We start from the raw sequence: 24,313 nt of genomic DNA on the forward strand, positions 1-24,313 counted from the left end.
GCAGGACCCGCTCAGTGCGGCTCCAGCAGCCCGTACACGCGACCCAGTCCCGCTCGATGTCCTCGCCGGAACAGTCGAAGTCGCCCACCATTCTTCGGGGCGCCGCGAGCGTGCGGTTCGAATCCACGCAGCTTAGAAGCCGTCGAAGCGAACATAGCTGATGCAACACCTGTGGTGCACGGTGTCGCTGAGCGGTTCACGCACCTGTACGCCACGGCCCCAGCCATGGATGCGCCACACACCCAATTCCACGTCTTCCAGTGCAAGGAAAACGAGATTAGGGGCTTGCATCGCGTGACGCGCAGCGCTCCGTCGCCGCGCTCCACGAGATCGGCCACGCCGTCGACGAGAAGCGCGCCCGGCAGATCCTGCACGACCTCGCCGCGGACAGCATCCTCCAGCGCCTGGACACCGATCGAGCTGTCTACCGCCCTGCTGACGACGCGGAACAGTAGGTCACCGGGAGGCCGAACCCGCCCGGCACCGGCCAACCCTCAGCGCCCTACGGGCTGGCCATGGCCAAGGTGGTGACAAGCCGCCCGGCGTCAAGGTGGTGGATGAGGTCGAGACCGCTGTCGATCAGGGTGAGGACGGCGTGATGCCGGGCGGCGGGGATGGCGGCGATCTGGTTTCCGTCGCGGTTGACGCTGATGGTCGCCGGCTTCTTGCCTGGGTGGGTCAGGGTGACCGGCCCGTCTCCGGTGCCCGGGGCTACCCGTGCAAGAGGGATGGTCACGGGACGGCCTCGCAGCAGTTCGTTGAGCGGGTTGGCTGGCTTGCTCACGTAGTCGAGGAGGTCCTCGACCTCGTACGTGTTGGCCTTGTACGCGGTGATCCAGCCGTCGATCTGCTGATCGGCGAGCCAGGTGCGGAGCTCGCCGGAACTGATGCGGGCATCTACCGCGGCGCGGCCGATCTGGTGGGCCAGGCGGCGGGAGGTGATGCCGGAGGTGAGCAGGGTGATCGCCTGTTCGGTATCGACGCCGTGCCGGATGTGCCAGGCCGTCTGTGCGAACAGGCGGGGTGTGGTGGGTGTCAACAGGGGGTGGGTATTGACGAGATTGACCAAGGCGCCGGCTGTCCAGCTGATCGCGTGCTCGAAGGCCTTGCTGATGCTGTGCACAGCCTGCTCCAGCGGCTTGGGGTCGGACGGCGCGCTGTCGGGCATCCAGGTGCGGGCCAGTTCCGGGATGGAGGTGCCGGAGATCCAGTCCCGGATCGCGCCGCTGATCGGCACGTCGGCGGCGAAGCCCCCGTTGTGTGTCCCGGTGTACTTCCAGCACTTGGAGGTCTCGGGCATCAGCAGAAGGCTCTCGAAGACGTCTTGCTCGGACAGGAAGCTCAGGGTCTGCTCCAGCGGCCATTCGGGCGGCCCGAAGAAGACGCTGATCTCGTCCAGGGTGTCTGCGAGGGCCGCTTGGGCGACCAGTTGCTCCGCGAGGCGCTGGGCGATGCTGTCGAGGAAGCGCGCGGATCCGATGCTGGTACCGGTGCTGGCCCAGCGACGCGCGGAGCCGGGGTCGGTGGTGTCGTAGACCATGACGACCTTCTCCGCGAGCGCCATCCAGCGGTTTGGGACGGACTCGTCATCGGCCTGTTCCATCGCGAGCAGCGACCGCACTGGGTCCAGCCGGTCGCCGGGTGCGGGGAGGGTCTCGGCCTGGGTCTGCAGGACGAGCCACACGAACGCGGCGAAGTCGGCCGCGACAGTCCCCGACACGTCGAAGAGGGCGTCGAGGGAGTGCTGCAGCTGACTCTCAGCAAGTGCCAGGGCTGACAGCGCTTCCTCGCTGAGCAGTTCGGAAGTGACGGTGAGTTGCTCGGTGTCGGGGGTGAATGTCTCGAACTCCTCTGGCCGGGGCGGGTAGGGGCGGGTGAGGATGACCCACCCCTCACTCTCGCGCCCGGCCCGGCCGGCCCGGCCGATGGCGTTGAGCAGTTGAGCGGGTTTGAGGCCGCGCTGGTTCCCACGTGTGGGATCGCCCTCGACCGTGTGATTGATGATGACGGTGCGCACCGGGAGGTTGACGCCGTCGGTGAGGGTGGTGGTGCTGGCGATGGCCAGCAGGTCTCCGTCGCGAAGTCCTTGTTCGACGGCGTGGAGAACGTCGTCGGGGAGGTCGGCGTGGTGGAAGGCGACGCCGTGGCGGGTGCAGTTGACCAGGGGGTGCTGCTCGCCGACGGTCTCGGCCAGGAACTCGGTGAGCGCCGCAGCCTCGGGGCGGACGTCCAAGTGCTTGGCCATGGCGTGCGCGGCGTTCCTGGCGATGTCCTTTTGGGAGACGACCATCAGGACGCTGCCGGCCCGGGTCAGGGCGGCGGCGCCGGCGGCGAACACCTTGTAATCGGGGGTGCTGCCGGTGAGCTTGGTGGCAGCCTTCCACTGCCAGGAGTTGGGGGAGGCGTACACTCTGGTGCCGACACCGGGGAAGGTCAGGCCGAAGGTGCCACTGGTGGCGGTCGGCCGGACGTCGAGCCGGGGGGCCACCGGCACAGTGGCCTGGGTCGTGGAGGGGCGGTTCTTGCTCGGCCTGCGCGGGGTGCGCTCGGCCTGGCCTTTGAGCAGCTGCGGGTACATGAGGCCGTGCAGGCGCCTCGGGCCGCGCCAGTCGTCGGTGAAGTACACCTCCTCCGCCGGCCGCGCCGGGTCCAGCCACGACGCCAGGGCAGCCCGGTTGCCGACAGCGGCGGACAGCAGCACCAGCCTGATGTCGGAGCGGGTCCGCAGAAGGGCGAGCAGGCTCTCCAGCACGAACCCGCGCTGGCCCTGTGCGATGTGGTGGGCCTCGTCGACGACGATGAGGCTGACCTCGTCCAGCGCTGCGCCCGGGTTGTTGCGGATCATGTGCATGAGCCGCTCCGGGGTCACGATGTCCACGTCCCCGGCGAGGGAACCGCTGCCGTCGGCGAGCGGGAAGTCCGGCTGCTCGGCGACCAGCTTGCGTTCCAGCAGCCGCAGCCGGCCCCGCAGCGCGGCCCGCATCTCCCGGCCCAGGCTGCGCATCGGCGACACGTAGACCACGCGGCCGGGTTTCTGCGCCAGGTGGGAACAGATGACCAACTGGGCCATCAGCGTCTTGCCCGCGCTGGTGGGCACGCTGATCAGGCTCCGGCCAGTGGCGGGGTCGACCGGGTTGCCCCGCTCCAGGTTCAGCAACTGGCGCTGCGGGCGCCACAGGGTCATCACCGGCGGATCGGACATCGCGAAGGTCCGGGCGACGGCATCCGGAGTTCCCTCCGGGAGCAGCGTGTACAGGCTGCTGGCGGCCATCTCGTCGCTCAGGCCGAGGAGGTGGGCCGCGACCCAGCGGGCGGACGGGTCACTGCGGCCGGCTCGGCCGTCGAGCACGCTGCCCAGCAGGTCCTGTGCGTCCTGCAGGCGGTCCGGGTCGCCGAACGAGAGGAACAGGCGCAGGAGGTGGACCGCTTCGACGACGGCTTCGGCAGGTCCGTACATCGTGCCCGCGAGCGGATCGCCGTCCATCAGCTCACGGAGCTCCGCGAACTGCCGACGCCAGGCGGACAGGACCCGGTTCAGGTCGGACCGGTCGAAGCCCAGGAACACGACGCCGGCCTCCAGGGCCAGGGTGTCGATGTGCGCCGGGAGCGAGGAGGTGAAGTTCACCAGGGTCTTGACGTGGCGGTAGACGGCGGTGGCGTTGGGCTCCTGCTCGCACCGGCGGTACCCGGCCTGGGCGGCGAAGGCGATCCTCAGCCGCTCGGTGGGGGAGTGTCGCTCGTCGGCCAGGGCCAGGTCCATCACGTGCGCGCTGACCGCAAGGGCCTGCCGGGTCCGCATCGGGTCGAACCCGGGTGTCTCGGGCTCAACCGCGGCCAGTCCGTGCAGGAGCCATGCCGTGGCCAGCACGTCGTCCGGGATCTCCTGGTTCCTGTCGAAGGCGGCGATCTCCAGTTGGGTGATGGCCGCCAGCAGTTCCTGCGCCGAGGGCAGGACCCCGTCGGGGCGGTGTTCGCCGAGGGCAGTCGCGAGAACAGCCGGATCTAGAGTGCGGTCCACACGTACTTCCTCACCTCATGGGCGAAGCCCTCAAGATCGTCGATCGCCACCACCAGGCCCTGCAGCGCGCCAGCGTGCTTGTGGGTGGTGAAATGCTCGTGCGCGAGATGGAAGGCCTTCGTCGGGATCGCCGAGGTGTTCAGCGCGACGCTGACGCCACCGCCGGCCGACTCCTCCTCATCGACCCACTGCTCGGCCAGACTGCCCACGAACTCCCGGGTGTCGTCAGCGAGCAGTCTGTCGCCCCAGGAGAGCATTCCCAGGTAGGTCGCTCCCTTGGTGCTGAGCTGCGTCCAGCCCTTGCGGATCGCCCCATCCGGCTGGTTCGCCGCCCCGGTGTACTTCTTCATCTCCCACAGACGGAAGGAGAAGCCCCGGGCCATTCCGCCTTCCCGGTAGACGATGAGTCCGTCGCCGCCTCCGTCGTTGACGGCGGCCTTCGGCGGTCCGAGGATCTCCACGGCGCGCGCTGGGTCCTCGGGCAGGTCGCGGGTCAGGAGGTACCAGAGCCACTCGCCCACGTACCCGGCCAGCCCGTGGTTGCCCTGCTTCATCGCGGCTGCCGCTTCGAAGACGGGCTCCGCGAATGCCTTCACCAGGACGTGATCCTTCCCGGTCAGCTTCGCCCCGTTCAAGGTGGCCTCGCGCCACTTTCCGTAGGTCCGTGGGCGCCCGCCGGTGCGTTCCCGCATGATCTCGTCGGCGACGATCCACCCGGCGGCCGCCCGGTCCTCGGGGCTGCCGCTGAGGGTCACGACGAGCTCCCAGCGGCACGTCTGGTTGTCTCCTCGGGGCTCCTTTCGTACCAGGTCGGATATCCGCCCACCGACGGCCGTAGCTCGGGCCAGCGCCTGAGCGGGCGATATGTCCGTCACCCGAACCCCCTGCTTGTCCCAGACCACCCGCGCCGTACCGGTTGGGTACAGAGGGCCGAGGCGACCCTCGGCAAGGTCACCCTATCGAGCGGTCCGCGCCGGTCCTGGAGGACGGTCGGCAGACCGTGGGTGATGATCTGCTCGGGGGTGACCGCGACCCCTCGAAGGCCACCTCGGCGCCGGATCCCCGTCTCGGCGAGCCAGCCGGTCAGCTGCTGCCGCAGGGTGTCCTTCTCCGCCGCGACATGCAGGTCGTGGGTCTGGCCCTCGGCGCGGTCGAGGCGGAACCAGCCGGGCATCTGCTGGACGAACGCGTCCGCGCCGTCCCAGGCCGGAAGGGCTCGCGAGTGACCGCCGCTCCCCGCCCTGGTGTCACCGAGCACTGACTGCCCGGTCCGGGCCCCGCCCGACGATGGGAGCACCCACCTGCGCCGTTGGCGTCACCGGGTGTGAATAGACGGCCCCGGTGCCCTGGCTCGGACACGGTTCCCCCGCGTGTTGGCGCGGTGCCTGTCGGGATCGCCCGTCCGGTGCGGGCAGCCCGAGTCGACCAGGAAGCGAATCGCGTCGACAGGGGCTCGATCAGCGCCCACTCGGCTTCCGTGGTGTCCGACGGGTACCGGCGCGCCCGCATCTCTGCCCCCATTCTTCGCTTGGCAGGCGGTGCCGTGCGGTCAGGCGATGAGGTCGAGGGTCGACTCGACCGAGTTGAGCTGGGCGACGACGTGGCGGATCCACCGGTCGTCGGGGTCCAGGGCCGCGTGCGGGAGCACCGTCGAAGTCATCAGCCGGCGGATCTCGGTCAGCCGCTGCCGCACCACCAGCAGCTCATACGCACGTAACAGACTGGGGAGCAGGCAGTGTTTCGACCCTGCGCTATTCGGGTCTGAACAAGCGCACCTTCGAGCCTCTGCCTTCAGGTGGGACCTTGATGATCGTTGGCGGCTCGGCTAGCGTTCGGGGACCTGCCAGCACCGGCATCTTCAGGAAGTCCACATGCCTCGCCGTACACCGGGCGAGATCAGGTCCCAACTGCCGCTTCGGGACACCAGGCACGACAGACGAACCGTCATACCGGGACTGTCTGCGTCAGCAAACCGACAGATCGCCACGTTCGAGCGCGGACGAGGCTTGCCAAGGGGCGATGTCGCACTCGCGTTCCGGCGCTGGGCTCTGCGGGCCGGCCGACCCCGTAGTGCTGAAGAGTGGCACTACGGGTATTCGGATGTTCCAACCGGGCATATCCGCACGCTGCTCGAAGTGGCGGCCTGGAACCTTCGGTCCCGGGGCCGACGAGAACTGCGAGCCGCGCTGGCCCCCATCGACGCCCGCATCCTCCGTAGAACAGTCAACGACCCGTTCGCTCCACAGCACCTGCCGTGGTGGCAACGGTGCATCGAAATCTGAAGTGGCCGGGGCCGGAGGAGGCCCACGGATCGAGCTCGGGCTTATCCGTCCTCCTGGCAGGCCGCGAGGTAGTCGGCCCAGCTGTCCTGTGCGAAGCCGGCCCAGGTGTGAGCGTTGCTGGCGGAGACGCCGAACAGGTCGCTGACGACGATGGGCGGCAGCTCGCTCACCGCTTCGAGCATGGCCGTGTTGCGGGCGGCGAGGACAGGGAGGCCGTGCTGCTTCATCAGGTTGGTGACGCTGGAGGCGCTTCGAGGCTTGGTGGGTGGCCGACCAGGCAGCAGAGGGCCGGCGTCCGAGGCCCGGCGGAGCATGGAGGTGGGGCGAGGCCGGGTGATCTGTTGCTCGATCAGGTGGGCGAGCTTGGGGGCAGCAGGACGGGGTTCCGGTCGAATGTGAAGTAGGCGCCGTCCTCTTCGCGGTGGAACCGGTCGGTGGTCAGCTCGACGGTGCGGGTGATGGGCAGGGCATAGAGCCGGACCAGGGCGCCGACGATGCGTACTTCGACCGGCAGCGTGTCGTCGTTGAGGCAACGGCGGAGCTGTTCGCCGTACTCGTCCTCGGTGAGGAAGTTCGCGGGCAGGCTCTTGCGCTTGGGAGGGACGGAGAGCTTCGCGGTGAGGCAGCGCGCGACCGTCCAGCGGATGAAGGAGGAGAGGCCCCGGCGCCGAGTGGTATGGGCGGTGAGCCAGAGGTCGAGTTCCTCCTGAGCAACGGTGGCGAGGTCAAGCTGGTGGGCATCGAGCCAGGTGAGGAACTCGATGGCGACGCGGATGTCGGTGCGGTCGGCGGACACGGAGCCGGCCGTGTAGCGGCCTCGCTCCGCGCGGCGCCGGGCGTCGCGAACGACGTGCCACTCGGCGAATGGGCGAATGATCCGGGCCTGGTGCGGCGGAAGTTGTTCCAGCACGCTGTCGAGCCAAAGTTCCAACTGGGCGAAGTGCTCCTGCCGACGGGGCAGGACGCCGGTGGCAACAAGGACCGCGCGGACGTAGCGGGTGACCGCGTCCTGCGGCAGCGAGTCCAGGATGTCGTGGGTGATCTCGTCCTGGCGGGTGGCAAGTTGGGGCAGGATCTTCGCCCCGGAGTTCTCCCGTCGCAGCCAGTCGAGGATCGACCAGGCGTTCTCAACCGCGATGAGGGCCTCGGCGAGCGGGAGGAGTTGTGGGGCGATCGTGCCGTCTTCGCCGCTGAGGAGGTCGTGAACCTGATCGTTGACGACACAGCGGGTGCAGTTGCTGTCGGCGTAGATGTCGCCGGGGAAGCCGCATCGGCGACAGGCAAAGTCGATGTCCGGCCGGCCGGCGCAAGGCCCGCAGAGGCCGTGGCCGTCCGGGGTACGGCCGACCAGGACGCGGGTGGTGCCGCACTGCGAGCACGGTTCGGGGTTGCGCTTGCGCCGCTGGTGGCAGGTGCCGCAGAGGGTTCCGAGCGGCCAGACCGCCTTGACCTGTCTGATCGCGCCGCAGTCGTCACAACGACGGGACGGTCGGGGCTGGCAGGAGCGGCAGTAGAAAGCCCATCCCCGCTGGCTGACCCGGACCCCGTGGCGGCGCCGGCCGCAGACGACACACTCGTCGATGGGGCCGCGGTAGCAGCGGTCGCAGGTGTCGGGCCGGTTGTCGGTGGCGCGGACCGTGATCCGGCGGGTCTGGCCGCAGAGCCCGCAGGGCCGGGTCGGCCGCTCATAGCAACGGTGGCAAAGTGCTCCGTCATCGCTGATGGACGAGGCGGGCCCCATGGTCCCGCAGCCGACGCACTGCCGTTCGGGCCTTGGAGCACAGCTCTGACAAAGCACCGTGCCGTCGTCGCGTCGGACGGACGGCGGCTTGAGCCGCCCGCACTCGGCGCACTCTTGAAGGAACTCGGGGTCCTTGCGGTAGCAGCGGCGGCAGATCTGACCTTCTTCACGGCGAAACGGCTCTGCCTATGAGGTCCGAGTTGAAAGCCTTTTGGAACGGCAATTTGCGGGGCCTCACAGTGCGGTCGCTCAACGAGTCCAGCGAGCACTTCGGCCTCGCCCTACACCGCGTCCCGCGCTCGCGGCCACACATCTCCTTCCCCTACGGTCCGGCCCGCGTTCAAGGCAGTGTCGTGATCAGTTCCCGGAGTGGTCCGGTGAGCTCGGGGTGGTCTCCGCGTGAGGTGGACTGGAGGAGGTCGGCCGCGACGATGAGCTGGGCGGTTTGGCCCGCTTCGGTGTTGAGGATGTCGGTGAACGCGGCGTGGATGCGGGCGGCGGTGGCGGGTGCGAGGAGCGTGTAGGCGTACAGCAGGGCGGCGTCCCAGCCGCGGGGTGCCATGCCGAAACCTTCCCAGTCGAGGATCACCGCGCTGGTGGTGATGTTGGCCAGGTGGAAGTCTCCGTGGGCACAGGTCCAGTCGGTGATCTGCGGGGCCGGGCGGCCGGTGAAGGTGGGGACGGCGCGGTCGATCCACTGCTGCCGGACGCTGGTCCGTTCCGTTGGAGTAGCCGCGATGGTCTCGAGGTCCGCACGGATCGCTGTGAACCAGGAATCGTGCAGATCGACTTCCGCGCGGAGGACCGGTTCCGGGGAGAGGGCCGGCTCGTGGATGTACTGGGTGAGTTCGGCGCGGTAGGCGTATTCGGCGGTCGCCGTGTCCCGAATCGCGTGCAGGGCGGGCTTGCGTACAGCCGTGAAGAGGTGGGCAGCCTGTTCGGTGCCTTCCCAGAGTTTCCCGCCCTCTGTGCCGTCCGGGGCTAAGTGGAGGCGGAGCCAGCAGGCGCCGTGCAATGGGTGGTCGGCGCGGCGGCCGAGGGTGCGGCCCTGGTAGCCCCAGACGAGCGGCCCTGCCGGTGTCGCGTCGAGGGCGGCCACTGCCCGGGTGTGGGCGGCGGTCATCCGGTCGGTGTCGGCCTCAGTCGTCGGCGGCGAGTACATCGAGGACCATCCGCAAGGTGTCGGTGGGGACAGGGGGCTTGTCGAGCATGGCGCGTGCGGTCTCCCAGTGTTCCGCATTCGCTGTCGAGATGAGGACGGTGGTGATGCCGGGGCAGGAGGCGACGGCCGTGAGACAGGCTTCGGCGATCGTGGCGCCGGGTCGGATCAGGTGCGCGAGGTCGGCGCCGCCGTCGAGCTGAGTGAGGGCGCCACCGTGGAGTGGGGCGGAGGCGTGTACGTGCCATCCCCGGGCGGTGGCGTGGGTGATCGGGCCCCGGCCGTACAGGGCTTGGTCGAGGGCGGTGTGCTCAACGAGGTTCACCGGGAGTTGGATCGTGCTGAGGTGGTGGTCGCGGGTGCCGGCCGCTTCGGTCGCGATCCGGTCCAGACCCGGGACGGTGAGCTGCCCGGTGGTGAAGCCGGTCCAGGTGGCGATGCCGTAGGAGCTGAGCCTCCTGGCCTCTGCCTGTTCCTCAAGGACGGCGAAGGCGTCGCGTAGCTGTTCGTGCAGATGCCCCTGGTCGGGTGTTCGCTCGGGGTTGTGTACGAAGACCGTGTCGAGGTGGGCGCGGTCGAGTTCGGTGCGGCTCCGCTCTGTCTGCCACTGGACGAACGAGGCGGAGAGACTGTGTCTGGTCGCTGCTTCGGCCGCGTCCAGGACGCCGTCGGCGACTGCTGCCCGGGCTGCTTCTGCGGTGAGGAACCCCGTTTTGGTCGCGACTCGCAGATGTGGGTGTGTTCGGAGTACGGGGGCGAGGAGTAGGTGGGCGCGGCCTCCGCAGTAATGGGGAGCGGTGTCGATCCACGGCACAAGGCTGTTGGCGGCGCGCTCCGCGGCGGCGGGCAAATCTTCTTGGGCGATCCGGTAGGTGCCGAGCGCGAGCGTTGCGGTCATGGGCGGGTCCCGCGGTGCACGGTGGCGATCTGTGCGGCGATGAGTTCCTGGATCACCCGGGCGATGTCGTCGACTGGCAGGCCGGTGGTGTCGGCGAGGGTGCCGAGCGAGATCCATGAGGGGGCGGTGAGGAGGGTGTCGAGGAGCGGTCCGGCTGCCGGGTCGAGGTCGATCTCGTTCCCGGCGCCGGTGAGTCGGAGGATTTTCTCCTTGTCGTCGGTGATGTGTGTGGTGTGGGCACGGGCGGTGGTGAGTCGGACCAGCAGTTCCCGGTCGGCCGGTATGGCGCCCAGGTGCGGTAGGGAGGGCCGCATGCGGCCGGGGTCTTCGGCGTCCCGGGCGGCTGTGTACTGGTCGAGGAGGCGGGGGTCTTTGAGGAGGGCGTCGAGTTCTGCGCGGAGGGCGTTGAGGTAGTCGGCTTGTTCGTCGGCGGGGGTGTGGAGGGGGAGGTCGGTGCGGATGGTCGGGCTGGATCGGAGGCGGTCGGCTGCCCAGGTGATGAGGTCGGCGCCGGTGTGGGGGGTGAGGCCGCATGTCAGGTGGAGGGAGTGGGTGCCCTGGTCAGCGGTGACGGCGTGCCACCAGCCGCGCGGTAGGTACAGCAGGTCCCCCGCGTGGAGGATGATTTCGGCGATTGGGTCGCTGGTGGGTGGTTCGGGGGCGGCGACGTCCCGGTACATCGGCCTGTCGCGGGTGGGTCCGTAGATCTTCCAGCGTTTCGCACCGTCGATCTGCAGCACGATCACGTCATGGTCGTCCCAGTGTGTCCCGAACCCTTCGGTGGCGTTCCAGGAGGCGTAGGCGTTGATCTGGACGTGAGTGTGCAGGTGTCGTTCCAGGGTGGCGGCGAGGGTGGCGGCCGGCTCGTGGAGTTCGTCGATCGCGTCGATGACGAGGGAGGCGCCTTCGGTGAGCCGCTGGTGGAGTTCGCGGGGGTGGAGGCGTTGCCAGACAGTCGCGCGGCGGGTGGTGACGGGCACGGTGTAGTGGTGCTGGGGCAGGGTCTCGCCGTGGGCGGACAGTCGGAGCCGGGGTGACTCGAGGCGGTGGGTGGCCAGTAGGTCGTTGAGGGTGTCGAAGGAGATGAGGCAGCCAGGGGTGTCGAGGACGCCGGGCAGGTGCAGGTGGTCGCGGCCGAGCGTCTGGGCCAGGAAGTCCTGGCCCAGACGCTCCGCGATGAACGAGAGTGTCATCGCTGGTCCTCGTTCAGTCGTTGCTGTCCGAGCGGCCGGTGCCGCCGCCGTCGGACTCCGACAGGCCGGTGCCACGGGAGCGCGCCGTCCGGATCGCCCGACAGGCGCGGATCAAGCCACTCCCCTTCTGCTCCGGTGCGGTGGTGGGCTTCGGTGTCATCGTGTTCCTCCTCGGGGTGGTACGGCCGGGGAGCTTCCCGGTCGTACGGGGGCGCCGGCTGGAGGGCGGGCGCCCCGGTGGATAGGCCTGCCGGCTGGCGGGCCCGCAGGGCGGGCGGTTTCGGAGGGCGAGTGGCTTGCAAGGCTTCAGGGCGTGGGACGGGCTGCGGCGTTGCGGGCGGCATCAGCTCGGTCGAGGGCACGGTGGAGCGCTTGGACGAGCCGGGCGCGGGACTGAGCGTGGGCAAGTGGGCCGGTCAGGCTCCGGTGTACGGAGAGCTGACGGGTGGCTTCGGCTGAGGTGATCCGCCCGAGTACGGCGGCGAGGTGGCTGTGCGGGAGGCGGGAGTATGCGCTCCTGACCTGGTCGGTCAGGAGGCGTGCGTAGCAGGTGAGTTGGAGAGTGATCTGCTCGATGTCGAGCGGTGGTGGTGTGGTGGTGTCGCTCTGGCGCCAGTCCAGTACTGCGTCGGCGAGGTGCTCGTGGGGGGCTCGGTCGAGGCGGATTCCCGTGTGGAGGATGGCTGTCGGATCGTGGACGACGCTGCCGTAGCGGTTCATTTTCACCCGGCCTCGTTCATGGCGGGCTCGCGTGGTCGGGCGGTGCGGTGAGGGGCTGCTGCCGGGGTTGGTGGCCGGGGGCGGCATCGCGCGCTGTGAGGAGGGTGACGGTATTGGTGCGCGAGGGGGCCTGGGTGGGATGAGGGTTGGTGGATTTCCCAAGGGGTCTGTGCAGTCCGATGTAGAAGCAGCTGGTACGGAGCGCGGTGGTCGGCTGCCTCGGAGCCCGCTCGTTCCCGTACGTACAGCTTGTACAGGAGCGTGTGGGGTGCGGGGTACTGCGGTCTTGCTGGTACGCAGAAGCGTGGCGTTCCTGGCGCTGGGGCGGCCGGTCTGATCAGCGGGGGCTGTCGATGTTCCCGAGGCGGGTTCACCGGACGATCGCGAGTGGTGAGGCTTGCGGACTCGTGCACGTCGGCGCCTCCAACTCGGCTCTCGGAAGTGGACGTTCGGATACGGTGTGAACTGCTTGCTTCACCGATCCAAGCCGTTGCCGGGCCTTGGTTGGGAGGCTCGGGATGGGGCCCTGTGCACTGGCTCTCCGGGCCTCATCGGGGCCATGGTGGACGCGTCGTCATCGCCCTGGGCATCGGGGCGGGGTTGTTTGAGAGGGCGTGGGGCGTGGGGCAGCGGCCGAACGAGCTGACGCCCGGAGCCGGCCCGTGGCACCGGTGGGGTCACGAGCTCCGGGAGAGCCGGATCGCGCGTCGACTCTCCCAGCAGGAGTTGGCGATGCTTACGCTGGTTGACCGGTCCCACCTCGGACGCTTCGAGCGCGCCGAGCGGCCGGTCCCCCGCCACGTTGCCGTCGCCGTTGACCAGGTTCTCGATGCTTGCGGGGCGTTGGTCCGGCTGTGGGAACGGGCGGAGAGAGAAGCCCCCCGGGCCTCCGCCGGCAGTGCGCCGGAGGCACAGTCCTGTGGGTTGTCCAGAGGCGGAGCGTGGGGCCATGGGGCCGGTTCCATCGCTGATGGGGCCAGTTCCCCGGCTGAGCTGGCCACTTCCGTGTTCGGGCGGGCAGGCTCAGACGTTGACGACACGGACACGGTCGTCGTCCCCTGTCGCATCCAAGGAAGGATCCTCTTCGTGCCCGTGCCTCGGCGCGTCGTCCTCGCCTCCGGCATCGCCGGACTCTCCGCGATCACGCTCCCGACGCCGGCTGTCGCCGGTGACATGGGCCCGCCCATCGAGCACTACGCGCAGCTCCGCCGCGCGCTGATCCAGACCGACAATCTCATCGGCCCCCGGCATGTCCTGCCCACCCTGCAGCAGCACCTCGCCCGTCTCACCGTCCGCCGCCGCGCGGCCCGCGGCACGGACGCCGTGAAGTTCCTCGCGCTGGAGACCCGATACGAGGAGCTCGCCGGGTGGCTCGCTCAGGATATGGGTGACGAGCGGGCGGCCCGTGGGCACACCGCCCGAGCGTTGGACGCCTCCCATGTGACCGGCGACATGGACTTGACCGCGTACATCCTCGGCCGTAAAGCCCAGCTTGCGGTCGACACCGGCCATCCTGCGGATGCCCTCGGCCTCGCGGCGGCCGCTCGCCGTGCTGCCCGCCCCGGCAGCCGGCTGGAGGTCATCGCTGTTATGCATCAGGCTCATGCGCACGCCGTCCTTGGCGAAGAGTCTTCCGCCTTGGGGGGCTACGAGATGGCGCTCGCCCTCTTCGCTGCGGCGGGCGGTGATGATGTCTGGGGCTCCTGGCTCGATGTGTCGTACCTTCACACCTCCCGTGCCCGCTCCTACGCTGCTCTCGGCCGGTATGAGCAGGCAGCGGGCGGGTTCGAGAGCGCGCTCGCTGTCCTGCCGGTGGCCTACCGGCGCGATCGTGGCGTCTACCTCGCCCGGGCTGCCCGCGCCCACGCCGGTGCCGGTGACCACGCGCGGGCTGCCGCGATCGGCCTGCAGGCCGTCGGGATTGCCGCAGAGACGGGAAGTGCCCGCACCATCGGCCCACTCGGCAAGCTGGACCAGGCCCTCGCGGCCGTCCCTCGCGTGCCCGGTGTGGCGGAGTTCCGGGGCGCGCTCGACCGGATCGTTCTTCACCCCGCCTGATCTCGCCCGTTTCACGCTTCTTCCCTCACTCTGGAGCTGCCCCGTGTCCGCCCGCCCGTACGTTCTGCTGTCCGCCGCTGTGTCCATCGACGGATTCCTTGACACCCGACGGGGCGAGGACCGGCTCATCCTCTCCAATCCGGAGGATTTCGACCGGGTGGATGCCGTCCGCGCCTCCGTCGACGCGATCCTCGTTGGCGCCGGCACCCTGCGTGCCGACAACCCCCGGCTCTTGGTGAACTCCGAGGAGAGGCGCGCGGCGCGGGTTGCGGCAGGTCTGTCCGAGTATCCGCTGAAAGTAACCGTCACCGGCACCGGCGATCTCGACCCGGACTGGAATTTCTGGCACCACGGCGGCGAGAAGCTCGTCCTTGCTGTCGGCAGCGAGGCCGCCGAGAAGGCAGGAAAGGCGCTCGACGGACTCGCCACCATTCAAGGTGTCCCGCAGGGCGCCACATGGCCGGTCGCCCTGGATGTGCTCGGCGACGTCTACGGCATTGAGCGGCTGATGGTGGAAGGCGGCGGGACCATCCACACCCAGTTCCTCGAAGGCCATCTCGCCGACGAGCTCCATCTCGTCATCGCCCCGCTTCTTGTTGGCCAGAGCGATGCCGTGCGGATGCTCGGCCCGGCGCACTACATGGGTGGCCCCGCCGCCCGTCTCCGGCTCCTGGAGACCCGGCGGATCGGTGACGTGGTACTTCTCAGATACGCGCCCAAGGACATCGCCATGGAGCCCCGATGAGTGTCATTCCCACCCCGCCCAGCCTCGGCCGGCCCGGTCTTGGCCACGAGCCCAATGCCGCCGACCGGGCCTGGCTCGCCCTCGCCTGCCGCCTCGCCACCCGCTGCCCGTCGTCCGACACCGCTTTCAGCGTCGGCGCGGTCATCGTCTCCGCAGATGGCACTGAACTGGCCCGCGGCTACTCCCGCGAGCACGACCTCCACGATCATGCCGAGGAAGGTGCCCTCGCCGCACTCGACCCGGCCGAGTCGCGACTGGCGGACGCCACGATCTACAGCTCCCTCGAACCCTGTGCGCAACGCGCCTCACGGCCACGCCCGTGCGCCCAGCTGATCCGCGACGCCGGTATCCCCCGTGTCGTCACCGCCTGGCGCGAACCCGATACCTTCGTCCCCGGCGCCAACGGCACCGAACTCCTCCAGCATGCAGGGGTCACGGTCGTCGAGCTGCCCGAGTACGCCGACACGGCAAGAGCCCCCAACCAGCACCTGCTGTAAGCAGGTGAACCAGGTGCAGAGGTCCTGAGGAGCGTCGCCGCTTTCGCGCAGTACATCGCGCGCAAGGGCGAGGCGACGGTTTCCAGGGCTCACGTCGAGCACGCGGTGAAGCTTGAGGGCGGGAGCAACACCAATCAGAGGCTCGACCGACTCATCGAACACCAGCGAACCGTCTTGCGGGATCCCGGTGTGGAGTGGGCGTGACACCGCCTCCGACCGATTGTTGAACCAGCAGATCAAGCGAAATACACACGAGGCCCTCGGCGTGGAACTACCCGGGGCCACGCGCCGTCAGCTTCCCGACTACTGCAATACGGAGCGCAATACACCCGGCTTCACCGCCGCTGCCCGACGTCTCCGCTGTTCAGAACGGGGGTTCTTCGCTGTATCCGCCGGAAGTCTCCTGCGACTGCCCGGTAGCCCAAAGATCTTCCTGTGAGGAAGTGCCCCAGCCCGTTCGTTGCGTTGGTGGGGATGCCGACGGATCAGAAGCAAGCTGTGGTGGTGGTGCATCCTCATCGTCGTCGAGGTCGATGTCATCGACGGCGTTGTTCCACAGCAGGCGCAGATGCTCGATACAGGTCGAGGGGTCGTCGTCGGATCGATCTTCAGGGTGGGGCCAGCGCCGCCGATCAGGGGCCTGGTTGGCCAGCAGGCACATCGCGCGCAGGACGAGTTCGACGCGTGCCCAGTCGCTCAAGGTCTGTCCTGTCAGCAGCCGGCGCACTGTTTCACGGCTGACCGTCGTATCACTACGGTCGATCCGTTGGGCAGCGGTGGCGATCTTCTGGGGCGACGCCCTTCCGGTCTGGCGGAAGTGATGATGGAGCTCGATCACGAATCTCCGCAGAGGGCCACGCGGAAGATCCTCTTCGCTTGGTATGCGGAGCAGTCTAGGCATCACCCAAACATGCCACAGCTCAACCCAGTTGCACTCCTGTCTACTTAAATATCCATAGGTACGCCTGTGGAAGCTCAGATTCACTCATGGTGGCACCCATCCACTCCACCTGAGAACTCGTGAGCACACATATGAACAGCTACTGCCCCAATGCGCCTTGTACAGACCTGTCTCAGCAACTGACAGCCCTTGAGAACTCTCTTGGACCAGACACTGTTTTTGCTGCTCAGGAGGTCTTCCGAGATGGCTTCGTTGTCGTCGTCCGTCCCGGAGACACACTTTCGTCTCACAGTGTGGAACGGTGGCACGGCCATCATCGGAAACGGCGACGGCCTCCTGGTGTGCAGGGAGCCGTCTACTGAGAACAGGCCCTTCCCCGAACCGAGGAGAAGTCCATGTTCAGGACCGAGAATACGGATACGGGCAACGTCCCGGAACCTCGCGCACCGCACCCGCCAGGCCGCTGGACCGCGAGAGCACGGCGGGTGCGCAACGAGGCTGGTCTCTATCTGCTCCGCGGAGCCGCGACCGCCATCGGCAGCACGATCGTGGCGTACGGGACCCTCTGGATTCAGGCCCGCTAAAGCCGTATTCCTCAGCGCTCAGACGGCACGTGGGCCCGGTCCATCCGGACTAGGCCCACAAAGCCTCGGACGGTTCATCGGTCACGGTCCGTCGATTGGGGACGATGGTCTGGGGGCGTGGGTGGTGCTGATTCTCATGGCAGTGAGCTGAGGGGCTCGCAAGAGACTGCCCGCCCGATCCTCACCCCGTCCCGCCCGAGGTCCGACTACGTCCCCGTCCTGGCGGACACCGAAATGAGCACTAGGACAGCAGAGCGAGAATCAGCACCGTTCTTCGGCGCGGGGCCGGCCTGTGGGGCGAGTCGCCGCGAGGTGACGGCGAGGGCGGTCCTGGTCAGCAGGTCTTGCGGTAGGGCAGGTCAGGGAGGTGGTCCTGCCATTCTGCGGGCGACAGACCTGAGCCTGCTCGTCTGCACACGGTGGCGGCCAGCCGCGGGGGATCGATGTCGTACGTCTCCAGGCCGGCGTACAGGCCCGCCGTGTACAGGGTGTGGCCGTCCGCGTCGAAGGCGAGTGAGAGGACCGGGTCGCCCGGGGTTGGGAGGGGAGAACCCAGGGGGCGGCTGGACGCCACATCCCACAGCTGGACGGTGCCCGAACTGTCCCCCACGGCCAGAAGGCTCCCGTCCGGGGAGAAGGTCAGGGCCGTGACGCCATTGAACTGCATCGCTTGGATCTCGTCGTGGCCATCACGAATGCTGCTGCGGACGATATCGGCTTCTTCGGGACTCGACAGCGTCGCCAGGCGTTTGCGCAGTTCGCCGTCCCAGACGGTGACCTGCCCCCGGTTGTCGCCCACGGCCAGGTACAGGCCGTTGGGGCTGAACGTGATCGCCTCGTTCTCACCATATTCCTGGATTCGCTGTTCCACTCGGCGGGTCCGGAGGTCGGCGAACGCACCGCCCGGGGCTGCGAGACCGGTGCCGTCGCGCCGTACGGCAAGTGCTTTCCCCTCAGTCACGGGGAGCGTCGCGACCCTGCGACTGCGGGCTCTGTCGCGTATGTCCCAAATCTCCACGCGTTCCGTGTCCTGCACGACCCCTGCTATGTAGAGTCGGTGGCCGTCGGCGCTCAAGGCGAAGCTCTCGACGCGGACCGGGTCCTCCTTACCGGGTGTCGGACGCACGCGCGTATGTTCACGGCGCGCGGTCACATCCCATACCGCCAGCCGCTCGGACCCGACGTCCCAGTAGGCGAAGAACCGGCCGTCGGCGCTGAAAGCGGAACGGCCGAAGCAATCCGCAGGAGGCTGTTTCCTGGCCGGCCGGTTCGCCGGCGGGCACGGCTCGCCGGGCGGCTCGCCGACGGTCCGGCCATCACGTGTGTCCAGGAGCCGAAAGCCCTTCTCGCTTCCGGTGTAGGTCACCTGGGCGAGTGTGCGGCCGTCCTCGGCCAATTGCCCGCCGGTGGGTCCCTTCTTGGTCCACTGGTTCGTCGTCACTCGCCCCAGGCTCAGAGACCTCACTGTCGCCTCGTCCCAGTACTTGTACCGGAGCGACCCGTCGGCTACGTCCAGGGCGAAATCGCCCAGCGGTTCATCCTCCAGGGCGTGCCGGAACACTGGCGCTTCGGCGAACGTCAGTCGCCACACGAGGAGTTCGTCGTTGCCGGTGGCCATGAGGTATGCAGCGTCTTCGCTGAATCGGATAGATTCCGGTTTCTGGCTGTTGAGTCTGGCGAGTTCCCGGCCCGAGCCGAGGTCCCAGCGACGGATTCCATCGTCGGTGGCGAAGGCCACCGTCCGGTTGTCCGGGGCTATGGCAAACGACTTCGAAGAGCATAAATAGGTCTTCCCCATCTGTTTTGCCCAGGGCATGGCAAGTCTCTTACCTCGGGCGACGTCCCAGAATTCCGGGGGGCCATCGCCTGTGCACAGGGCCAGCCGGCTCCCGTCCGGACTCAGGGTCATATCCGGCGAGTCGTGAGATTCGTGGTTGGGGATCGGCACGGTGAGTACGCGCCGACGGCTCTTCATCTCCCAGACCTCCACGACGTCCAATGCCCCGTTCACCGCGGCCAGTGAAGCCTCGTTCCGGCTGAGAGCGAGCCCGGTCACTGCCTCCAGAGGGAGCTGCCCGCGCGCCCGTCCGGCTCGTACGTCCCACAGCGTCACGCCGTCGCCCTCTCTCGGAAAAACGAGAATTCGGCCATTGGCTGCGAGCTCGTACCTCGGGTCAAACGGTTTCCCGGGCCCTGGGTAGGTGCGGGCACGGCTCGGGTCACGCAGGTCCCAGGTCTTGATCCGGTCCCGCTGTACGGAGACCAGCGTGCGGCCGTCGGCCGTCAGCCTGAGCTTCGACCCCTTGATGAGACCGCGGTCGGTGGCGTCGCGCTCGGGAACATTGAGCGCTTCGTCCTCGTGCTGGGTCATGGCGCCGAGGAGTGCGGAGCGGGTTTCGGTGGTGTCGGCGAGCCGCCAGGCGGCGACGCTCAGACGCATGGCCCGCTTCGGGTCGGTGTGCCGCATAGCTTGGGCGACGGTGGTGATGCGGCGGGCTTCGACTTCGGCGTGTCTGCGGCCGCTGGTGGTGTTCTGCTGCCAGGCGATGACGCCCGCGATGAGGGCGAGGGCCATCACCAGGGTGAGGGTGGTCAGCAGGGTGCGACGGCGGTGGGTGTCGCGCGTGAGAGCGGTGTGGCTGGCGGTGAGGAAGGCTTGTTCGGACGGGGTGAGGTCAGCGGCCCGTCCGGATGGGGCGAAGTGCTCCTGGGCGGTGGTCAGACGGGTGCCCCGGTAGAGGGCGCCAGGGTCCCGGCCCAGGTCATTCCATGCCTGGGCGGCTTCGGTGAGGTGGCGGTGGGCTCGTATGCGTTCGCGGCCTTCTTCGATCCAGGCGTTGAGGCGTGGCCAGGCGGTGATGAGGGCTTCGTGGGCGAGGTCGATGGTGTCGTCGTCGAGGGTGAGGAGCCGGGCGTGGGCGAGGCGGTCGACGACGAGGAGGGTTTCGGCCCGGTCGCCGAAGTCGAGTTCGGATCGGGTGACCGGGCGCCGGGTGTCCTGGGATCCGTCCCCGGGTGTGATCAGCCGCAGGAGAACCAGCCGGGCCAGCTGTTGTCGTTGGTCTGAGAAGCCGGCGAAGATGTCCTCCGCGGTGCGGGCGATCGCTCCGTGGGTGCCCCCCGCCGCCTCATAGGCGGCCATGGTCAGGGTCCGGCCCCGGCGGCGGCGCCACGTCTCCCGCAGGACGTGGGAGAGGAGCGGCAGCCCGCCCGGCTCACCCTCCACCTCGCTGATCAGCCGGGCGGTCACCTCTCGCTCCACGATCAGCCCGGCCCCCTGGGCCGGGCCGATGATCGTCTCGCGCAGTTCGGCCGGGGTCATCGGCCCGACCAGCAACGCCGCTTCAGAGACGGTGTCCGCGAGATCACGGTGTTCGGCGCAGCGGCTGTAGAAGTCGGCGCGGACGGCGATGATCACGCGTAGTCGGCTGTCGGGGTTCTGTGCGGTGAGGAGTCGGTCGATGAAGGCGGCGCGTTCGGTGGGGTCGGTGCAGAGGGTGAAGACTTCCTCGAACTGGTCGACCAGGAGCAGAGTGTCGCCCTGGGGGGTTCCGTCCGTTCCGGTTTCCTTCGGGGTCAGTGCCGTTGCGTGGGTGCGCAGGGGGTGTTCGCCGGGGGTGAGGATGCGGATCGCGGCCAGACCCCGGCCGTCCTGGCGGAGCGCGGGGACGAGGCCGGCCCGCAGCAGGGAGGACTTGCCGCTGCCGGACGGTCCGAAGACCGCGGCGAAGCGGTTCTCGCGGGCGAGTTCGGTCACTGCCGTGACGAGTCTGGCGCGTCCGAAGAAGCGGTCGTGATCTGCGGGTTCGAAGCGGGCCAACCCCTGATACGGAGACTCGCCGACGTCGTCCAAGGTGGGGGACTGTTCCGCGATCGCGGCCACAGTCTCGTGCCAGCGCCGCTCCCACTCCCCCGGGTCACCACCACACGCCTCGACATAGGCCAGGGTGACCTCCAGCGACGGCAGCTGCTCACCGGCCGCCGCCCGGGACAGCGTGACCGCCGAGTACGAAACCCCGCGCGCCATCGCCCGGTAGGTGGGACCGCCCGCCCCCTCACGCAGCCTTCTCAGCTCGTATGCGAACCGCTGCACCGGCCCGGCCATGGGATCGACGGGCACCTCACGACGTCCCACTCGTCACTCTCCTTTTAGAAACGAACCCTCGGCCGAGGCTAGGAACCCGTCGAACACGTTCACAAGCCCGATTCCAGCCGGGCCCCGGTGCGGCACTGGCCAAGTGCTGTCCGCAGTACCGGGTCGTGGGAGTGCGCCTACCGGACGGTGCCAATCCGATGTCCCCGGCGCAGACCAGCCGGACCACTGAACTGCCGCAGGTCCGCAGGAACTCGGCTGGGCCGAGAAGTCCTGAGTCGGCCCGACCTGCTTTTGATTCACCTGGTCAAGGCGGGATGTGTATCAAACCTGGTCCCCGGAAGCTTGGTGACGAACAGCAAAACGGCAGCCCCGGGGGAACTGCTCGGATCCTGCGGGACGGGGGTCCACAGGAGCAGCCGTCCGTCCAGAACCTCTGTCCTGCCGGGCACCACGATCACCTGAGAGAGGAGCGAGATGACGGTGGCAGAAACACCGCCGCACCGCCCCACACCCGTACAGCGCAGCACAGTCAGTGAATCGCCGGACAGCCTAAAGGGAGAGATCCATGCAACCGCTGAATCTGAAGAGGGCTACGGGGGATACCACATGGTGAAGACAGTGCTCAGGCGTGGAGTTATGATCGGCGCTGCCGCTACCGTGATGGTCGGTTTCGCGGCGGCTCCGGCTTCGGCTGCCGACCTCAGCATCGCGCTCCCGAACGCCCGTGGCTACATGAAGTTCACCGACGATGGGGACAGGTTCACCGTCTGCGACACCAGGGCTGACGGCCACGGCGTCACCGGATATCTGCGGACCATCAACAACGGCCGCATAGTCATCCATGGAACCTGGGACGACGGCGGCGACAGAGGCTGCGACGGAGGGATTCGCGACATTTACCACAACTCGCCGCACGACATGCTCCTGTGCTGGCACGGCGGTGGCTGCGTGGTCTCCCGGGTCTTCCGCGAGAACGAGTAGACCCCCGCGAAGTATCGAAGCTCCGCCCGGGTGCAGACAATCAATCGATGCACCCGGGCGGGTTCGAGCGGCCGTTGCAACACATGCGCGAAATCGATCAGGCCGCGAACAGTTCAGCCAGACGCTCGGCTGGGGAACCCCAGCCGAGCGTTCTGCCTGGGCGGTCTCTCAGCTCAGCGGGTGTCCCGGAAGCCTTAGCCGGAGGTGATCAGCCCGCAGCAGAACAAGCCGGGCCAGGCTCTACCGTTCATCCAAGAGGCCAGTGAAAATTCCTCCGCGGGCGGGCGATCGCCTCGTGGGTGCCGGTCGCGCGGCGGCGTACCGGGCATGCTCGGCGCGCAGGCCCGCCTCAGCGTTCGCGTGCAGGCCAGGCGGCGAGCGGCGGTCCGTGTTCAGGCGCGGACGGTGGGGGGTCGCCGACCCCGTCGAGGGGGCAGCTGTCAAAGGAGCAGCGTCAGGTAACGAGCAGCCCACGGCCGATCTGAGCTTGTCAGTTCCTGGCACTATCAGCGATTGCCCCGGCGAGGGTGCCTGGCTTGGGCAGTATTGCCTCCATGAGTGTCACAGACTTAGGCGTGGTGGTCGCCGCCTTGCTTGCCCTTCCTATTGGCTTCCTGACCGCCTTATGGGCCAGGCGCAGCGGGGAACGCGCAGCAGATGCGACAGTCAGTGCGGGGCTCAGCCAGGCTGGCGCCTCCATAACTGCGGCTCGGGTTCAAACTCACGGGGGACACCAGCTCAGGCATCACGCCGTACTGGCCGGCACAGTGTCGGCCTTTCTCTGCGCGGCTGATGCTCTGGCGCGTTCGGTAAGGCATCTGCCTGGCGTCGCTCACGATCAACGCAGCGCGCAGCTCGCCGTGCACGGCATGGCAGTGCAGACCGCGTTCGGACCGCTGGAGCTTTCGGCTCCGCCAGATTTGCTGCCTCACGCGAAAGCTCTGCTGGAGTACTGCGGGACGCTGGAAGAGCTTGCCTTGGACAGGGCTGTGCTCCGTTCGGCCGTGGAGACCTTGGAATCCGGCTGGTGCCCTCTCAACGCGGAGATCTGCGACGATCAGAGCCACCAAGCGGCGTTTCTGGCGTGGGGGCTCCTGTGCGACTGGCCAGGCAAGGAGGAAGAGGGACGGTGGAGTGATCGGGACTTCCTGAAGTCCTGTCTGCAGGACAGTGACTGCATGCCCAGCGATGAGGCGGCTCGGGTTCTCGCGCTCGCCGACCGTTGCCCGCCGGCCTGGTCTCGGATGATCGGTGGCTTTGTTCGCGACCCGCTCATGGAGGGCTATACGGCCTTGCGCACTCAGTTTGTGGAATCCGCCCGTTCGGCCCGCACGCACGCCGCTTGCCACGGGCCTCACGTGGGTGGGTGAGACCTCCACACATCGTTTACTGACGGCGGCTTTCCCAGCCAGCGAGGATCCCGGTCGCGCCGGCCGTCGAGTGTAGTCCCAAGCCCGGCTGACGTTCCGACCCGCGTCATCGCGTCGCCAGCCCGCTGAAGGCCACGATTGGTGAGCCAGCCCGGCCTGCCCAATTCGGTCGAGTTCCGACGCGGATGCAACTGCCGGATCCAGGAGCCTGTCCGACTCGTTCCCCGTTCCGGGCTCGCCGACCCGATCCGATGTCGGTGTCGGTGTACGTCCGTCCCTGCACCGGCACTGGCGCGCTTGCATCTACGGGGCGACCTGGTACTCCACCAGCGTGTCCGGGCAGGCTGCGGCCAGCTTCTCCAGCGCGGCCTGCTCCGTCTTGTCTGCGCCGAGTTTCCAGCGGAGCTTGGTCGCCGTCCAGTCCGCGGCGTAGACGCAGTGTGCGGATGCGGCCGGAGGAAGCCACTGGGAGGGGTCCTTGTCGCTCTTGCTGCGATTGGACTTCGCCGTCACCGCGATCAGGCTGCGCTCGGAACCGAGATCGTTCGCGTATTGCTCGCGTCGCTGTGCTGTCCAATCGGAGGCGCCCGAGTCCCATGCTTCGGCCAGCGCGACCATGTGGTCGATGTCGAGCTTCTTCGCGTCGGTGACCGCGGCCCCGTCGTAGAACGAGGTCCACGCACCGCCCGTGATGGCACACCGCGCGGCCTGGGTGGGCTTCGTTGTCGCCTCGGCCAGCAGGACCTCCCGCCTGGTGTCACAGCCGTCGCCGTCCTCGTCGATCCAGTGCTGGAACGCATCGCGCTCATACCCGGAACGGCTCTCCTCCCCTACCACGAGCAACGCGATCGCCTCCTTCAGAGGCACCCCGCTACCGCTCGCAGGCGCGCCCGGGGCAGCGGACGCCGATGGGGCCAGGGCTGATGGGGCGGGAGTTGCTTGCTCGTCGTCGGGGTCGGTGTTCGCAGGGCCTGGACTGCATGCGGTGAGGCCTACGAGGAGCACCAGGCTGATCATGGCGTGGCGGTGTGCTGTCACTGCGGGTACTCCGGGTGGTGGCAGGGGCTCGG

At 68.3% G+C, this 24,313-nt stretch carries 18 protein-coding genes and 2 pseudogenes; 6 read left to right on the plus strand and 14 right to left on the minus strand.

Annotated features, from left to right (window positions below):
* Positions 1 to 502: 502 nt before the first annotated feature.
* From ACH4S7_RS31385 to ACH4S7_RS31435, 11 genes are all read right to left on the minus strand, one after another.
* A complete protein-coding gene (locus ACH4S7_RS31385; protein ID WP_398524748.1) occupies positions 503 to 4,018 on the minus strand; it encodes a DEAD/DEAH box helicase in 3,516 nt (1,171 codons plus the stop codon).
* On the minus strand, positions 4,003 to 4,773 hold the full coding sequence (locus tag ACH4S7_RS31390) for a hypothetical protein (RefSeq protein WP_398524749.1): 771 nt from the start codon (positions 4,771 to 4,773) through the stop codon (positions 4,003 to 4,005). The genes ACH4S7_RS31385 and ACH4S7_RS31390 overlap by 16 nt, the downstream gene beginning before the upstream one ends.
* A gap of 116 nt (positions 4,774 to 4,889) precedes the next feature.
* Positions 4,890 to 5,276 carry a hypothetical protein gene (locus ACH4S7_RS31395; protein WP_398524750.1) on the minus strand — a complete coding sequence of 129 codons (387 nt, stop codon included), beginning with the start codon at positions 5,274 to 5,276 and terminating at the stop codon, positions 4,890 to 4,892.
* Between the two features lie 291 nt (positions 5,277 to 5,567).
* The gene (locus tag ACH4S7_RS31400) at positions 5,568 to 5,714 is read right to left on the minus strand and encodes a hypothetical protein (RefSeq protein ID WP_398524751.1); all 147 of its coding nucleotides are present in this window, start codon (positions 5,712 to 5,714) and stop codon (positions 5,568 to 5,570) included.
* Positions 5,715 to 6,341: 627 nt separating this feature from the next.
* Positions 6,342 to 6,527, minus strand: coding sequence for a hypothetical protein (locus ACH4S7_RS31405; protein WP_398524752.1), 186 nt, complete (start codon positions 6,525 to 6,527; stop codon positions 6,342 to 6,344).
* 122 nt (positions 6,528 to 6,649) lie between these two features.
* A complete protein-coding gene (locus ACH4S7_RS31410) occupies positions 6,650 to 8,041 on the minus strand; it encodes a hypothetical protein (RefSeq protein WP_398524753.1) in 1,392 nt (463 codons plus the stop codon).
* 340 nt (positions 8,042 to 8,381) lie between these two features.
* Positions 8,382 to 9,203: a hypothetical protein gene (locus tag ACH4S7_RS31415; protein WP_398524754.1), complete on the minus strand. Its 822-nt coding sequence runs from the start codon at positions 9,201 to 9,203 to the stop codon at positions 8,382 to 8,384.
* The gene (locus ACH4S7_RS31420; RefSeq protein WP_398524755.1) at positions 9,181 to 10,098 is read right to left on the minus strand and encodes an aldo/keto reductase; all 918 of its coding nucleotides are present in this window, start codon (positions 10,096 to 10,098) and stop codon (positions 9,181 to 9,183) included. The genes ACH4S7_RS31415 and ACH4S7_RS31420 overlap by 23 nt, the downstream gene beginning before the upstream one ends.
* Complete coding sequence (locus ACH4S7_RS31425; protein ID WP_398524756.1) at positions 10,095 to 11,291, minus strand: cupin domain-containing protein; 1,197 nt, start codon at positions 11,289 to 11,291, stop codon at positions 10,095 to 10,097. The genes ACH4S7_RS31420 and ACH4S7_RS31425 overlap by 4 nt, the downstream gene beginning before the upstream one ends.
* A 13-nt stretch (positions 11,292 to 11,304) precedes the next feature.
* Entirely contained in the window at positions 11,305 to 11,451 is a 147-nt protein-coding gene (locus ACH4S7_RS31430; protein WP_398524757.1) for a hypothetical protein, read from the minus strand.
* A 146-nt stretch (positions 11,452 to 11,597) separates the two neighbouring features.
* Positions 11,598 to 12,011 carry a DUF6415 family natural product biosynthesis protein gene (locus ACH4S7_RS31435; protein ID WP_398524758.1) on the minus strand — a complete coding sequence of 138 codons (414 nt, stop codon included), beginning with the start codon at positions 12,009 to 12,011 and terminating at the stop codon, positions 11,598 to 11,600.
* A 621-nt stretch (positions 12,012 to 12,632) separates the two neighbouring features.
* Between ACH4S7_RS31435 and ACH4S7_RS31440 the strand changes: the two are divergent.
* From ACH4S7_RS31440 to ACH4S7_RS31450, 3 genes and pseudogenes are all read left to right on the plus strand, one after another.
* Positions 12,633 to 12,854: pseudogene (locus ACH4S7_RS31440) on the plus strand (helix-turn-helix domain-containing protein); the annotation flags it as partial.
* Between the two features lie 243 nt (positions 12,855 to 13,097).
* Complete coding sequence (locus tag ACH4S7_RS31445; RefSeq protein WP_398524896.1) at positions 13,098 to 14,069, plus strand: DNA-binding protein; 972 nt, start codon at positions 13,098 to 13,100, stop codon at positions 14,067 to 14,069.
* 43 nt (positions 14,070 to 14,112) lie between these two features.
* Positions 14,113 to 15,311, plus strand: a pseudogene (locus ACH4S7_RS31450) (dihydrofolate reductase family protein).
* A gap of 364 nt (positions 15,312 to 15,675) precedes the next feature.
* Here the strand turns inward: ACH4S7_RS31450 and ACH4S7_RS31455 are convergent.
* A complete protein-coding gene (locus ACH4S7_RS31455) occupies positions 15,676 to 16,149 on the minus strand; it encodes a hypothetical protein (RefSeq protein WP_398524759.1) in 474 nt (157 codons plus the stop codon).
* Positions 16,150 to 16,607: 458 nt separating this feature from the next.
* On the opposite strand from ACH4S7_RS31455, the gene ACH4S7_RS31460 reads away from it, so the two are divergent.
* Positions 16,608 to 16,796, plus strand: coding sequence for a hypothetical protein (locus ACH4S7_RS31460; protein ID WP_398524760.1), 189 nt, complete (start codon positions 16,608 to 16,610; stop codon positions 16,794 to 16,796).
* A 334-nt stretch (positions 16,797 to 17,130) separates the two neighbouring features.
* On the opposite strand, the gene ACH4S7_RS31465 is transcribed toward ACH4S7_RS31460, so the two are convergent.
* Entirely contained in the window at positions 17,131 to 20,931 is a 3,801-nt protein-coding gene (locus tag ACH4S7_RS31465; RefSeq protein WP_398524761.1) for a helix-turn-helix domain-containing protein, read from the minus strand.
* A gap of 435 nt (positions 20,932 to 21,366) precedes the next feature.
* On the opposite strand from ACH4S7_RS31465, the gene ACH4S7_RS31470 reads away from it, so the two are divergent.
* Both ACH4S7_RS31470 and ACH4S7_RS31475 read left to right on the plus strand, forming a co-directional pair.
* Positions 21,367 to 21,873: a hypothetical protein gene (locus tag ACH4S7_RS31470; protein WP_398524762.1), complete on the plus strand. Its 507-nt coding sequence runs from the start codon at positions 21,367 to 21,369 to the stop codon at positions 21,871 to 21,873.
* Positions 21,874 to 22,427: 554 nt separating this feature from the next.
* Positions 22,428 to 23,243, plus strand: coding sequence for a hypothetical protein (locus tag ACH4S7_RS31475; RefSeq protein ID WP_398524763.1), 816 nt, complete (start codon positions 22,428 to 22,430; stop codon positions 23,241 to 23,243).
* Positions 23,244 to 23,546: 303 nt separating this feature from the next.
* On the opposite strand, the gene ACH4S7_RS31480 is transcribed toward ACH4S7_RS31475, so the two are convergent.
* Positions 23,547 to 24,260: an HNH endonuclease family protein gene (locus ACH4S7_RS31480; protein WP_398524764.1), complete on the minus strand. Its 714-nt coding sequence runs from the start codon at positions 24,258 to 24,260 to the stop codon at positions 23,547 to 23,549.
* Between the last annotated feature and the right edge of the window lie 53 nt (positions 24,261 to 24,313).

The organism is Streptomyces sp. NPDC020965, assembly GCF_044333555.1.
GTDB lineage: Bacteria > Actinomycetota > Actinomycetes > Streptomycetales > Streptomycetaceae > Streptomyces.